Consider the following 13,761-nt stretch of genomic DNA (forward strand, 5'->3'; position numbering starts at 1 on the left):
TCGATGCGGCGCGTTGCCAATAGGACGAATAGCGGAATGAAAGTGAAGGAATTCGGGCGTTTATTGATGGGTATCCGCGTATATTGCCGGATAGCGGCGTAAACGCCTTATCCGGCCTACAGATATGTGTTTTTTTTTGGCGTCTGCCAGGCCTACGGCGATATGCTTATCGGTAGGCCCGGACAGCGCGATTAGAAGCCCAGGCTATCGAGCAGATCGTCCACCTGATCCTGGCTGGCAACGACGCCGGCTTTTGAGGTGTCAACCTGCGGCCCGTTGAGCAGACTGTCGTTTTCGCGTTTTGGCCGCGCGCCCTGCTCCGGAATGTTCTCCAGCAGCACCATCAACAGCTGGCGCTCAATTTCCTGGATAACGTCCATCATGCGCTTGATAACCTGACCGGTCAGGTCCTGGAAATCCTGCGCCATCATGATTTCGAGCAGTTGGGCGTTCGTAAAGCTGGTATGCTCCGGCACCTCGCCAAGATACTGGCGGGTATCGCTCACCAGTTCACGCGCGTCGGACAATTCAATCGGATTTTCAAACCACGCGTCCCAGCGCTTGGTCAAGGCTTTGGCGCCTTTTTCCATTTCATCCTGATGCGGCTGCGAGGCTTCGACGCTGTTCAGCGCGCGCTCCGCAGCCTGCGCGGTCATCTGCACAACATAGTCCAGACGGTCACGCGCGTCGGGTATCGCTTCGGCCGCTTCCGCAATCGCCTGATCCAACCCCAGCTCGCGCAGGCTATCGCGCAGCATACGGGTCAGATTGCCGATGCGGCTGATAATATCCGCGGCGGAGTGGTCATCGCCGGGCTTGATGGAAGAATGCATCATGTTCGTCACCTCACATGCCCAGTTTCTCGAAGATCTTGTTCAGCTTCTCTTCCAGCGTCGCCGCAGTGAACGGCTTCACCACGTATCCGCTGGCCCCGGCCTGCGCGGCGGCAATGATGTTCTCTTTCTTCGCTTCTGCCGTGACCATCAGCACCGGCATTGCCGCCATCCCACCGTCGGCGCGGATCGTTTTCAGCAGCTCCAGGCCATCCATGTTCGGCATGTTCCAGTCAGAGATGACAAAACCAAAGCCGCCCGCCTGCAGTTTATTCAGCGCATCCACGCCGTCTTCTGCCTCTTCAACGTTGTTAAATCCCAGTTCCTTTAACAGGTTGCGCACGATACGACGCATGGTGGAAAAGTCATCCACAACCAAAAACTTAAGCTCTTTATCCGCCATAAAATAATACTCCTGATTCAAATACGTATTGCCTGTCCGGCACTGATTTTCGCCAGCATCTGCTGGCTTACCTGGCTAAGATCGACCACTTCGCTGACGCCACCGGTATTGATGGCCTCGCGCGGCATGCCGAACACCACACAACTGGCTTCATTCTGCGCGATGGTCCAGGCTCCGGCCTGGTACATCGCATGCATCCCGGCCGCACCGTCGTTGCCCATGCCGGTGAGGATCACCCCTACGGCGTTGCGCCCCGCGTGCTTCGCGACCGAATGAAACAGCACATCAACCGACGGGCGATGGCGATTAACCGGCGGCCCGTCGTGAATTTTGATTTGATAGTTCGCCCCGCTGCGCGCCAGCTCCATATGCTTATCGCCCGGCGCAATATAGGCATGACCCGGCAGGACGCGCTCGCCGTCTTCCGCCTCTTTAACCGTGATTTGGCACAGCTTATTGAGGCGCTCGGCAAATGAACGGGTAAAGCCCGGCGGCATATGCTGCGTGATCAGCAGCGCCGGGCTGGAGAGCGGCAGCGGCTGGAGTACATGACGAATAGCTTCAGTACCGCCGGTTGACGCACCGATCGCAATCAGCTTTTCGGAGCTCAGCAGCGGGCCAGACTTGATCGCCACCGGCGCGGCCAGCGGTTTGTGGGCGCTAATGCGCGCACGCGAGGCGGCGCGCACCTTCTCAGCAATGGTTTCGCTGTAGGCCAGCATCCCCTCACGAATGCCCAACTGCGGTTTGGTGACAAAGTCCACCGCCCCCAGCTCAAGCGCGCGCAGCGTTACCTCCGAGCCTTTACCGGTCAACGAAGACACCATGACCACCGGCATCGGCCGCAGGCGCATCAGCTTCTCGAGAAAGTCCAGGCCGTCCATGCGCGGCATTTCGACGTCCAGCGTCAGCACATCCGGATTGAATTTTTTAATCAGATCGCGCGCCACCAGCGGATCCGGCGCGGTAGCGACCATTTCCATATCGTCGTGGCTGTTAATGATTTCCGTCATGATCTGGCGCATCAGCGCCGAGTCATCAACGGATAACACCCTGATTTTACTCATGCTCTTCCCTTACTTAGCGCATAGACCGTCTGTCCACGCAGGCTGAACTCACGGGAGAGATGGCTAAAGTTCTCTGAATGACCGGCAAACAATAATCCGTCCGGTTTCAGCAGGGACACAAAACGCTTGAGGATCTCCTGCTGCGTAGTTTTATCAAAATAGATCATCACATTACGGCAGAAGATCGCATCGAACGGACCGGGAACGTTATAGTGGGTATTGAGCAAGTTCAGCGTGCTGAAATCCACGTAGTTCGCCAGCTCGTTACGCACCCGGACCAGTCCGGAGTGCGGCCCGGTCCCGCGCATGAAATAACGCTGCAGCTGCTGCTGAGAGAGCGTTTTCAGCTCGTCCATGCGATAAATGCCGCTCTGCGCTTTTTCCAGCACTTCGGTATCGATATCGCTGGCATACACTTTCCAGCGGCCCGGCGCGGTACCCAGGGTATCGGCCAGGGTAATGGCGATGGAGTACGGCTCTTCCCCGGTCGACGCCGCAGCGCTCCACACCCGGTACTCCCCCTGCCGACGCGCGGCATGTTCGGCGAGCGTCGGAAAGTGGTGCGCCTCGCGGAAGAACGCCGTCAGGTTGGTGGTCAGCGAGTTAATAAACGCCTGCCATTCCGCGCTGTCGCCGTTGGCCTCCAGTTGCCCCAGGTAATGACCAAAATCATCCAGGTTCAGCGTCCGCAGACGCCGCACCAGACGGTTGTAAACCATGTCACGCTTGTGATCGGCCAGCACGATCCCGGCGCGCTGGTAGATCAGTTGACATATCCGACGAAACTGCGCGTCGGTGAGCGTCAGGCGCTGCGTCAGCTGGCTCAGTAATTGCGATTGCCCATTTGGCAGAGATACAGTCATAGCGCCTTCTTACATCACATCATTCAGGAAACAGCGGGTATCGCGGCCGGCGTAACGTTTTCACGCGCCACCGCCGCCTTCACTTCTTCAAGTTCAAATACGGAAACCACGGTCGTTAAGCGATCGGCCTGCCCGGCCAGCTGTTCGGTGGCCGCGGCCCCCTCTTCCACCAGCGCGGCGTTTTGCTGCGTCACCTGATCCATCTGGCTGACCGCCTGCGCCACCTGTTCAATGCCGCGGCGTTGTTCATCCGAGGCGGAAGCAATTTCGCCCATGATGTCGTTCACTCGGGTCACCGACTGCACGATCTCACTCATCGTACTGGCCGAGGTTTCCACCAGCGTGGAACCTTCCTGTACGCGGGCAACCGACTCTTCGATCAGCACTTTAATTTCTTTCGCCGCCTGGGCGCTGCGGCTGGCGAGGTTGCGCACCTCCCCGGCTACCACGGCAAAACCGCGACCCTGCTCACCGGCACGCGCAGCCTCCACGGCGGCGTTCAGCGCCAGAATATTGGTCTGGAAGGCAATACCGTCAATAACGCTAATAATGTCGCTGATTTTCTTCGAGCTGGTGGCAATGTTATGCATCGTCTGCGCCACATGATTTGCCTGTTCTCCGCCGCGCTTGGCGGTATCTGCCGCGCCGTGCGCGAGGTGAGACGCCTGGCGGGCGTTGTCGGCGTTCTGGCTTACCGTTGCGGTCAGCTGTTCCATGCTGGCCGCCGTTTCCGCCAGCGAGGCCGCCTGCTGTTCAGTCCGCGCAGACAGATCGTTGTTGCCTGCGGCAATTTCCGAGATCCCGGTGTGCATGGCGTAGCTGCCCTGACGCACTTCCCTGACGGTGTCACGCAGCGAGTGCTGCATGGCCTTCAGCCCGGCAAAGATGGCGCTGATTTCGTTCTTGCCGTAGACCGCAATCGGACGCGCCAGGTTGCCTTTCGCAATGCTTTCAAAGTGGTGGCTGATAATCGCCAGCGGTCGCACCACCATATGGCGAACCCACCACAGCGCACCCACGGTAATGAGTACGGAAATGACGACCATCGCCATAAACATCATCGTCGAGCGCGTGTAATCGCTCTGACTTTCACGTTCGGCGGCAGCAACGTAGCCGTCAATGTTCTTACGCCAGTTCTGGTACTCACCGTCAAACTGATCCTGGGTTTTTTGTACCGGTGCGGCGACAAACTCCGCCAGCTGGTTGTTCTCAAGCCAGGCGACCTGATGCGCCAGCATCTCGTGCCAGTTGGTAAACGCCGTTGCGGTTGCCGCCTGTAGCGTTTTGTCGTGCTCACTCATCAACGGCAGCGCCATAAACCCCTTAAACAGCGCATCGCCCTGCGAGAGATTCTGTTTGACGTCGTCGATCATGCTGCGCACTTCACCAGGCGGATAGCTCAGCGCCGTCAGGGTGCCCGCTTTGTTCAGCATGGTGCTGGCCTGCAGCATCGCAGCGCGCGATTCCGTCAGTGTGTTCAGCTGCTGGCTGCTTTGTTCAACCTGATAAATGTTGTTTTGTCCGTCGCGAAAGGCCCAGAAAGAGAGTCCGTTACTGCCAATCTGCAAAATGCCGCAGATAATTAAAATCAGAAACAACGTGGTAGAGATTCGAATACGATAAAGCATCACCACACTCCTAAAGGCGGCCTGGACCGCGGATAAAATTAAAAGGTTTCCCAGTTGCTTTCGGCGACCGACGCCTGGCGTTTGTTAGCGACCAACGCGCGCGCCGCCGGTGCCGACGCTGGCGCGCTGCTGTGCGCGGCAGCGTTTAAACGAAAGGCGGCGACGGCCTGATTCAGGCGCTCAGCCTGCTCTTCCAGCGCCGCGGCGGCCGAGGCGGACTCTTCCACCAACGAGGCGTTTTGCTGCGTGACGCTGTCCATCTCGGCAACCGCGATCGCCACCTGGTCGATACCGCGGCTCTGCTCGTCAGAGGCCGAGGCGATTTCGCCCATGATGTCGGTCACGCGCGTCACCGCATTAACGATATCGGTCATCGTTTCCCCAGCGGTTTCCACCTGCGCGGAGCCGGTTTCGACGCGGGAGACCGAGTCTTCAATCAGCGCTTTGATCTCTTTTGCCGCCTGTGCGCTGCGGCTGGCGAGGTTACGTACCTCACCGGCCACCACCGCAAAACCGCGTCCCTGTTCGCCCGCACGCGCCGCTTCGACGGCAGCGTTCAGCGCCAGAATGTTGGTCTGGAAAGCAATGCCGTCAATGACGCCGGTAATGTCGGAAATTTTTTGCGAGCTGGCGGCAATCTCGTGCATGGTGTTGACCACGCCGTTGACGACGCTGCCGCCGTGCAGAGCGGTCTCGGAAGCGCTCTGTGCCAGATGGGATGCCTGACGGGCATTTTCGGCGTTCTGTTTCACCGTAGCCGTCAGCTGTTCCATGCTGGCCGCCGTTTCTTCCAGCGCAGCCGACTGTTGCTCGGTGCGAGAAGACAGGTCGTTATTGCCCGCCGCAATTTCGCTGGTGCCGTGATAGATAGCCACCGCCCCTTCACGCACATGGGTCACCGTATCAATCAGCGAGCTCTGCATATGCGTCACGGTGTCAGCCAGTTCGGTAATTTCGTTGCGCCCGCGCAGGCTCAGACGCGGCGTCAGATCCCCGGCGGCAATCTGCCGGATGTGCCCCATTACCGCAGCCAGCGGCTTAAGTAAAATGGCGCGAATACCAAACCAGGCGCCGACCACCACAATCACCAGCACCACGGCCAGAATCGCCAGCTGCCAGCGAGCTATCTGGTAGTCGCTGCTGCTGGTGGTAAAGGCGCGCTGGTAGAGCGCTTCGCTTTGCGAAGCGTACTGGTTCATGGCTTCGCCCATCGCGTTCTGCATCCCCTGCGTCGGCTGGGCAAAATAGGCGTCCATATTGCCGGCCTCCAGGAAGCCCACCAGCTCCTGTAACGCAGCAAAATAACGTTGATATGCGGCGCTCACCTGGGCGCTGGCATCGTGCATTTCAGCCTGCGCCGGCAGCGCGTTGAAGCGAGCAAAATGGCTGTCCGCCTGCGCAAGCGTGGTGCGCGCATTCTTCAGCAGTTCAGTTTTGGCGCTGCTCTGCTGATTAGTGGCGTCCATCATCATCCGCGCCGAGGACCGGCTCAGGTTGATGCGGGTTTGCAGCAGCAGATCCCACGCTTTGGTGAGTTCAGCCTGTTGCGTACGAAGAGTGTTAGATTGCGCAAAGCTTTGTTGGTTTTGCTGGAGCGAGGAGAACAGAAATCCTCCGGAGACCAACTGCAAAAGTGCGAAGACGACCAGCACCAACATCAGCAGCGTGACAACGCGGATACGGTTTAACATACAACACCTTCTCTATGACTTGTTATTCGGTGTTATCGGCATCCCAAATAGAAACTTTATGCGCGCGCGGGGTAAAAATCGTCCGTCCTCACGGGCACGAAAGCGCAGCGCCGGCGAGTCACTGAATCACAACGCTTTTTATAAAATATAAAAAAAAGTTGTAAATCCCCCCGCTTTCATACAATTTATGTAGTGAATGAATTGATGACATTACATAACTAAAAAATCATTTTTCATCGCAGGGCATATTCGTAATCTGACGGGGTATTTTTTGTGGCAAACGCAAACAAACTCACGGTTTTTATCGTGATTTTTATGCTGGCGGGGATTCTCACCGGCGCAATGATCCATTCTTATGCATCAACTCAGACTATCGAAGTCTGGTCCAGCAACATCACTCTCCTGACTGACATTTTCCTCCGACTCATTAAAATGGTGATTGCACCGCTGGTGTTCAGCACCCTGACGGTCGGCATCATGAAGCTTGGCGAAACGTCTACCATTGGCCGCGTCGGCGGTAAGGCCATGGTCTGGTTTATCAGCTCATCGGTGCTGTCGATTCTGGTGGGGCTGTTTATCGTCACCCTACAGCATCCGGGCGCGGGCCTGAATCTGGCGATACCGAAAGATACGGTCGACACCGGTCTGGCCGTCAGCGGTATGAGCCTGAAAGGCTTCTTGTCGCATACCATCCCGACCAGCATCGTCGGCGCGATGGCCGATAACGAGATTTTGCAAATCGTGGTGTTCTCGATGTTCTTCGGCATCGGCGGCGCGTCGCTCGGTCAGAAGTTCAACGCACCGTTGGTTGCCGCGCTGGACGTGGTCTCCCACATTATGCTGAAGGTGACCAGTTACGTGATGTACGTTGCGCCGCTGGCCATTTTTGCCGCCATCTCGTCGGTCATTGCAACCGAAGGGCTGGGCATTTTGCTTAACTATGCCTCGTTTATCGGCGGCTACTATGTGGCTATCGTGCTGACCTGCTGCGTACTGGTGGCTATCGGCTATATGGTGTTGAAAAAAGAAGTCTTCCGCCTGCTCAGCATGCTCAAAGATCCGGTACTGGTGGCCTTTACCACCAGCAGCTCAGAAGCCGCCTACCCGAAAACGCTCGAACAGCTGACCAAATTTGGCTGCTCACGCAATATCGTGTCCTTCGTGCTGCCGATCGGCTATTCCTTTAACCTGGTGGGCTCGATGGTCTACTGTTCCTTCGCCTCAATGTTTATTGCTCAGGCGTATAACATCCACCTCAGCTTCTCTGAGATTGCGGTACTGATGTTGACGCTGATGCTGGCATCGAAAGGAATTGCCGGGGTACCGCGCTCGGCGCTGGTCGTGCTGGCAGCCACCATCCCAAGCTTCAATATTCCGGTCGCGGGCATCCTGCTGCTGATGGGGATTGACCATTTCCTCGATATGGGACGTTCGGCGATTAACGTGCTCGGCAACGGCGTCGCGACGGCCATGCTGTCGCAGAATGAAGGCCTGCTGGCGCAGGAAGAGCCGCAGGTGGTACAGCAGAACGGGTAAATAAAAGCCAGACCTCAGGGTCTGGCTGGATAATCGCCGTGTAGCAAGCAACGGGCCTGTCGTCACAATACGACGGGCCCGTCTCTCATCAGGCGGCGTGAATCGTTGCGCTGTCCAGCAGCGCCATCTCTTCACTGTTGAGCAGCTTCTCAATATTGACCAGAATCAGCATGCGATCGCCCAGCGCGCCCAGCCCGGTGAGATATTCGGTAGAGAGGGTCACGGCAAACTCCGGCGCCGGACGAATCTGCTCCGCCGCCAGCGACAGCACGTCAGAAACGCCGTCGACCACAATACCCACCACGCGCTGGCCGAGATTCAGCACGATCACGACCGTGTTATCGTTATATTCCACGTCTTCCTGGCTGAACTTCACCCGCAGGTCAACAATCGGCACAATCACGCCGCGCAGGTTGGTGACCCCTTTTATAAACGCGGGCGTGTTAGCAATGCGCGTGACCTGATCGTAACCGCGAATCTCCTGCACCTTCAGAATATCGATGCCGTACTCTTCGTTACCCAGCGTAAATACCAGGAATTCCTGCCCTGTCGGTTCACCCGCCAGCTTTGTTACATTCGTCATACCGGTCATGTTTTCTACCTTTTCTCTGCGTTTCAGGCGGCTGTGTTCGCCAGACGTTTATCACGATTCAGTCCCTGCAGTGCCGAGACGTCAACAATCAGCGCGACGCTACCGTCGCCAAGAATGGTCGCCGCCGAGATGCCCGGCACTTTGCGATAGTTGCTTTCCAGGTTTTTCACCACCACCTGGTGCTGACCAATCAGCTGATCGACCAGCAGCGCATAGCGGCGGCCCGCGCTTTGCAGGATGACCACAATCCCCTGCGTGGCTTCGGTTTTCGCTCCCTGCACATCGAAGGCTTTCCACAGTTCAACCAGCGGCAGGTATTCACCGCGCACTTCCAGCACACGCTCACCGCCCGCCAGCGGGTGCAGATCCTCTTCGCGCGGCTGCAGCGACTCCATCACCGCATTGAGCGGCAGGATAAACACCTCTTCGTTGACCTTCACCGACATGCCATCGAGGATCGCCAGCGTCAGCGGCAGCAAAATGCGGATGGTGGTGCCTGCGCCCTGTTTAGACTTAATTTCAACGTGGCCACCCATCTCCTGGATATTTCGCTTCACCACGTCCATGCCAACGCCGCGCCCGGAGACGTCGGTTACCTGCTCAGCGGTTGAGAAGCCCGGCGCGAAAATCAGCATGCCGACTTCTTCATCGGTCATGCTCTCGCTGACCGCCATCCCCTGCGACAGCGCCTTGGCCAAAATACGTTCGCGGTTCAGCCCCGCGCCGTCGTCGGTGACTTCGATGCAAATATTACCGCCCTGATGTTCGGCGGAAAGAATCAGGTTGCCCACGGCGGATTTTCCCGCCGCCAGCCGCGTTTCCGGCAGTTCAATACCGTGGTCGAGGCTGTTACGAACCAGGTGGGTTAACGGATCGATAATGCGTTCAATCAGACTCTTATCGAGTTCGGTAGAGCTGCCCATCAGCGTCAGCTCTACCTGCTTGCCGAGTTTGCCGGCCAGATCGCGCACCAGCCGCGGGAAGCGGCTGAACACATACTCCATCGGCATCATGCGGATAGACATCACCGACTCTTGCAGATCGCGCGCGTTGCGCTGAAGCTGCCCCATGCTGGTGATCAGATCACCGTGCGAAACCGGATCGAGCGCGTTGGAACGCTGGGCCAGCATCGACTGGGTAATGACCAGCTCACCCACCAGGTTAATCAGCTGATCGACCTTTTCAACCGCCACGCGAATGCTGGTTGACTCGCTGCTGCGCGCAGCCGGTTTTTCACGCTCAACGCGCGGTGCGGCGGCGGAAACCAGCGCCACGGGCGCAGCGGCCACTCGCGCAGGCACCACCGCGTCTACCGCCGGCGGCGTCGCGGGCACGACCGCTTCGGGCGTCGAGACGGTGCTGAAGGCTATTTGATCGGCTTCAATGACGAAGCACAGCACCGCGACGATATCGTCCGGATCTACGCTGCTGTCGAGCACCGCGGTCAGAGAGTCGGCCGTTTTTTGCACCTGGCTTAGGGTCGCCAGGTTCCCCAACTCCTCTTCCAGCATATCCGGCTCACCGGCCTTCAGACGGGAAAGCGTAATCTGCGTTTTCCCCGCGGCATCGGCGGCCTCAATCACGGCCTCTTCTTCCTGCACGTGATTGTCGACCACGCTCAAATGGGCGCTGCCGGCCACCGGCGGAACGCTTTCGCCTTTTGCCTCAAGCGCCAGCTGACGCAGCGCATTGCAGATGTATTCGAAGCTGGCTGCATCCGGATCGGTGGAGCTTTTATAGGCGTCGAGCTGTTCCTGCATAATATCTTTGGTTTCCAAAAACAGGTTGATAATATCGGTGCTGAGCTTCATTTCCCCGCGACGGGCGTCATCCAGCAGGTTCTCCATCAGGTGAGTGGTTTCCTGAAGAACGGAAAAGCCAAAGGTCCCCGCGCCACCCTTGATGGAGTGCGCTGCGCGGAAAATGGCATTCAGCTGTTCAGCGTCAGGGTCATCCACCACCAGATCCAGCAGATGCTGTTCCATGTCGGCCAACAGCTCGTCGGCCTCATCAAAAAATGTTTGATAAAAATCGCTGATATCCATGCTCACGCTATCACCTCGAGTCGGGTTGTGGCGTCGTCGTACCGGCCGCCGGTGACGAGTTTGTCGGCGGCTGTAAAACGCTTAAGGGTTCATTCTGGCTCTCGGCATTCTCATGGAGAATGGCCTGCTCAGCCTGGTTATTGAGCACCAGCAGGCTGATGCGACGGTTAATCGCATCGTTGCCGCCGTGCTCTGATAGGCGCATCGAGTTAGACATCCCGATGACGCGTAAGACTTTGCCGTCATCCAGCCCGCCGGCAACCAGCTCGCGACGCGACGCGTTGGCGCGATCCGCCGACAGCTCCCAGTTGCTGTAGCCCCGTTCGCCGGTGGCATACGGATAATCATCCGTATGCCCGGAGAGGCTGACTTTATTGGGAATTTCATTCAGTACTGGCGCAATCGCCCGCAGGATATCGCGCATATACGGTTCTACCTCTGCGCTGCCGGTTTTAAACATCGGCCGGTTCTGGCTGTCGATAATCTGAATTCGCAGCCCCTCCTGCACGAGATCGATCTTCAGATGCGGGCGCAGCGCGCGCAGCTTCGGATCGGCTTCAATAAGCTGGTCCAGCTCGCCGCGTATGCGCTTCAGCCGGTTGGTTTCCATGCGTTTTTTCAGATCATCAATCGTTGGCTGCTTGTGCACCTCGCCCTGCTGCTGGGTGACATCATCACCGCCGCCGGGAATCGGGCTGTCGCTGCTGGCCATCCGCTGACCGCCGGTGATGGCGGTTGCCAGCGGCGTACGGAAGTATTCGGCTATCTGAATCAGCTCTTTCGGGCTGGAGATGGAAATCAGCCACATCACCAGAAAAAACGCCATCATCGCCGTCATAAAATCGGCATAGGCAATTTTCCACGAGCCGTGGGCGCTGCCGTGAGATTTATGTTTGCGCCGTTTGACGACGACAATCGGATGCGATTGGTTCTTCATGCGTCCTCGGTGGTCGTTTGCTGTTGCCCCGCCGGGTTGCGCACCGCGCGGACGTGTTCTTCAAGCTCAATAAACGACGGACGTTCGCTGGTGTAGAGCGTTTTACGACCGAACTCAACGGCGATCGGCGGTGCATAGCCGTTCAGATTCGACAGCAGCGTAATTTTCACGCACTGCATCATTTTGGTGGTTTCCGCGCTCTTCTGGCGCAGCACGCTGGCCAGCGGCGAGACAAAACCGTAGGCCAACAGGATCCCGAGGAAGGTACCGACCATCGCGTGGGCAATCAGCGCCCCCAGCTCCGCCGCCGGACGGTCGGCAGAACCTAATGCGTGCACTACCCCCATAACCGCCGCCACGATGCCGAATGCCGGCAGTGAGTCGCCCACCAGCGCCAGGCTGTTGGCCGGCACTTCGCTTTCGCTTTCGTGGGTTTCAATCTCTTCATCCATCAGCGCTTCAATTTCGAAGGTGTTCATGTTGCCGCTGATGATCAGGCGCAGATAATCGACGATAAATTCCAGCATCACCGTGTCGGCGAGAATGCGCGGATAGCTGGCAAAAATTTCGCTCTCTTTCGGGTTTTCAATATCACGCTCGAGCGAGAACATCCCCTGCTGACGCGACTTCGCCATCAGGCGATACAGCAGCGCCAGCAAATCCATATACATCGTTTTGGTGTATTTCGAGCGACGGAACAGCAAAGGCAGCGCTTTCAACGTGCCTTTGATAGCCTTGCCGTTGTTGCCCACGATAAAAGCGCCAACCCCCGCCCCGCCGATAATAACCAGCTCGGCCGGTTGATACAGTGCTCCAAGGTGTCCGCCGGTCATCATGTAGCCGCCGAAAACTGTCCCCAAAACAACCAGGTAACCTATTAAGATAAGCACGCTATCATCCTTCCACTGTTGACTAAGAGAGGAGACAGATGAGCAATGTCACCAACGCACGGGTAAAAAAAAGCAGCGGCCCTAAGGCCGCTGCTGGAGTGTTTTGTCCACACCGTGTGAGGTTAAACAGCTTGCCCTATCTGTTCATCCAGCAGTTGTGGATTACTATCGGCAAGATCCTCGGAAAGTTTACGTCTTTTTACGGCACGAGATGGCGGCTGGCACAAGCTGCATACAAAGCTGCCAACGGGCTGATGAGCGTGGGTAATGAAGTTACCGCCGCAGGAATGGCAGCTGGAGAGTTCGAGCATGCCGCTTTCCACGAAGCGAACTAACGTCCACGCGCGCGTCAGGGCCAGCAGCGGCCCGGCATCCTGTTGCGGGCACTGCTCAAGATACAGACGGTAGGCTTTGATCACGGCGTCAACGCCAGAACATTGCCCACTTTTGAGTAAGAACTGCCAGGCATTGCAGAACATGGAAGAGTGGATATTTTGCTCCCATGTCATAAACCAGTCCGTGGAAAACGGTAGCATTCCCTTCGGCGGCGGGCTGCCGCGAAGTTCTTTATAGAGCTTAATCAGCCGACCACGGCTGAGCTGAGTTTCGCTTTCCAGCATCTGCAAACGAGCGCCCAGAGTAATCAGCTCCATCGCAAGCTGAATATCGCGGGCTTCCTGAACAATGCTTTTTTCGCTCATCGTCAGGCCCTTTTCTTACGGGCAGGTTCGCCTGAGTTACTGGCCTGATTCAGCAGTCGGGTGGACAGCAGAATACCGGTATGGATTTGCTGTAAATCGTCAACGCGTGATTCTTGCGTCAGGCGGGTGATGGTCTGGGAATCATCAAAACGGAACTGGCAGACCAATTGATTTGTTTCGGCCAGCTTCACCATCTGGGGGAGCGTCAGTTCCCCGAGGACTTTCGCCATATCCTCGTTAATACCGAGGCGGAACATGGCTGAAGCCTTATCCTGACCGATCAAACGCTGTGCAAGGAGCAAATAAGACAAGTTGATGTCATAGATGTGCTTTAGCAACTCGGATGTATGCATTTTCCCCATCCCGAATAACCAATTAGTACTTTATGCGGACAATCCGCATACCCCGTGATGTCGTCGGGCAAGGCCCGATAAAAAAAAATCGGTCGAAATGCATAGCCGATTAGGTGAATCTTCTGTCTCGTTGCCGGGTAACGTTCTGACCGCATGGCCCGACACATCTAAGGAAGGTGCGAATAAGCAGGTCATTTCTTCCCAAGCTGACTCGCTGATTAA

At 57.1% G+C, this 13,761-nt stretch carries 13 protein-coding genes; 1 reads left to right on the forward strand and 12 read right to left on the reverse strand.

Features of this window, described 5'->3' with window-relative positions; translation table 11 throughout:
• Positions 1 to 191: 191 nt before the first annotated feature.
• Genes cheZ through tar form a run of 6 tightly spaced genes read right to left on the reverse strand, consistent with a single transcriptional unit; the run spans position 192 to position 6,485 of the window.
• On the reverse strand, positions 192 to 836 hold the full coding sequence (gene cheZ / locus V6942_RS22295; protein ID WP_106927817.1) for a protein phosphatase CheZ: 645 nt from the start codon (positions 834 to 836) through the stop codon (positions 192 to 194).
• Between the two features lie 10 nt (positions 837 to 846).
• Positions 847 to 1,236: a chemotaxis response regulator CheY gene (cheY, locus tag V6942_RS22300; protein ID WP_064544650.1), complete on the reverse strand. Its 390-nt coding sequence runs from the start codon at positions 1,234 to 1,236 to the stop codon at positions 847 to 849.
• 17 nt (positions 1,237 to 1,253) lie between these two features.
• On the reverse strand, positions 1,254 to 2,303 hold the full coding sequence (locus V6942_RS22305; RefSeq protein WP_106927819.1) for a protein-glutamate methylesterase/protein-glutamine glutaminase: 1,050 nt from the start codon (positions 2,301 to 2,303) through the stop codon (positions 1,254 to 1,256).
• Positions 2,300 to 3,166 (reverse strand): protein-glutamate O-methyltransferase CheR, encoded by an 867-nt coding sequence (gene cheR / locus V6942_RS22310; RefSeq protein WP_182930409.1) that lies wholly within the window; start codon positions 3,164 to 3,166, stop codon positions 2,300 to 2,302. Before cheR ends, V6942_RS22305 begins: the two co-directional genes overlap by 4 nt.
• A 23-nt stretch (positions 3,167 to 3,189) precedes the next feature.
• Entirely contained in the window at positions 3,190 to 4,794 is a 1,605-nt protein-coding gene (locus tag V6942_RS22315) for a methyl-accepting chemotaxis protein (protein ID WP_182934400.1), read from the reverse strand.
• Positions 4,795 to 4,832: 38 nt separating this feature from the next.
• The gene (gene tar, locus V6942_RS22320) at positions 4,833 to 6,485 is read right to left on the reverse strand and encodes a methyl-accepting chemotaxis protein II (protein ID WP_333501821.1); all 1,653 of its coding nucleotides are present in this window, start codon (positions 6,483 to 6,485) and stop codon (positions 4,833 to 4,835) included.
• 273 nt (positions 6,486 to 6,758) lie between these two features.
• On the opposite strand from tar, the gene V6942_RS22325 reads away from it, so the two are divergent.
• Entirely contained in the window at positions 6,759 to 8,021 is a 1,263-nt protein-coding gene (locus V6942_RS22325) for a dicarboxylate/amino acid:cation symporter (RefSeq protein ID WP_333501822.1), read from the forward strand.
• Between the two features lie 88 nt (positions 8,022 to 8,109).
• On the opposite strand, the gene cheW is transcribed toward V6942_RS22325, so the two are convergent.
• The 6 genes from cheW to flhD all read right to left on the reverse strand — a co-directional run bounded on the left by cheW (position 8,110) and on the right by flhD (position 13,539).
• Complete coding sequence (cheW, locus tag V6942_RS22330; protein WP_106927829.1) at positions 8,110 to 8,613, reverse strand: chemotaxis protein CheW; 504 nt, start codon at positions 8,611 to 8,613, stop codon at positions 8,110 to 8,112.
• Between the two features lie 23 nt (positions 8,614 to 8,636).
• Positions 8,637 to 10,658, reverse strand: a complete 2,022-nt coding sequence (gene cheA, locus V6942_RS22335) for a chemotaxis protein CheA (RefSeq protein ID WP_333501823.1) — start codon at positions 10,656 to 10,658, stop codon at positions 8,637 to 8,639.
• Positions 10,659 to 10,668: 10 nt separating this feature from the next.
• Positions 10,669 to 11,595 (reverse strand): flagellar motor protein MotB, encoded by a 927-nt coding sequence (motB, locus tag V6942_RS22340; RefSeq protein WP_106927833.1) that lies wholly within the window; start codon positions 11,593 to 11,595, stop codon positions 10,669 to 10,671.
• On the reverse strand, positions 11,592 to 12,485 hold the full coding sequence (motA, locus tag V6942_RS22345) for a flagellar motor stator protein MotA (protein WP_064544632.1): 894 nt from the start codon (positions 12,483 to 12,485) through the stop codon (positions 11,592 to 11,594). The genes motB and motA overlap by 4 nt, the downstream gene beginning before the upstream one ends.
• Positions 12,486 to 12,607: 122 nt before the next feature.
• Positions 12,608 to 13,192, reverse strand: a complete 585-nt coding sequence (gene flhC, locus V6942_RS22350) for a flagellar transcriptional regulator FlhC (RefSeq protein WP_106927835.1) — start codon at positions 13,190 to 13,192, stop codon at positions 12,608 to 12,610.
• Entirely contained in the window at positions 13,189 to 13,539 is a 351-nt protein-coding gene (flhD, locus tag V6942_RS22355; RefSeq protein WP_197974856.1) for a flagellar transcriptional regulator FlhD, read from the reverse strand. The genes flhC and flhD overlap by 4 nt, the downstream gene beginning before the upstream one ends.
• Positions 13,540 to 13,761: the final 222 nt, after the last annotated feature.

It is taken from the genome of Kluyvera genomosp. 2 (genome assembly GCF_036759865.1).
GTDB classification, from domain to species: Bacteria; Pseudomonadota; Gammaproteobacteria; order Enterobacterales; family Enterobacteriaceae; genus Kluyvera; species Kluyvera ascorbata_B.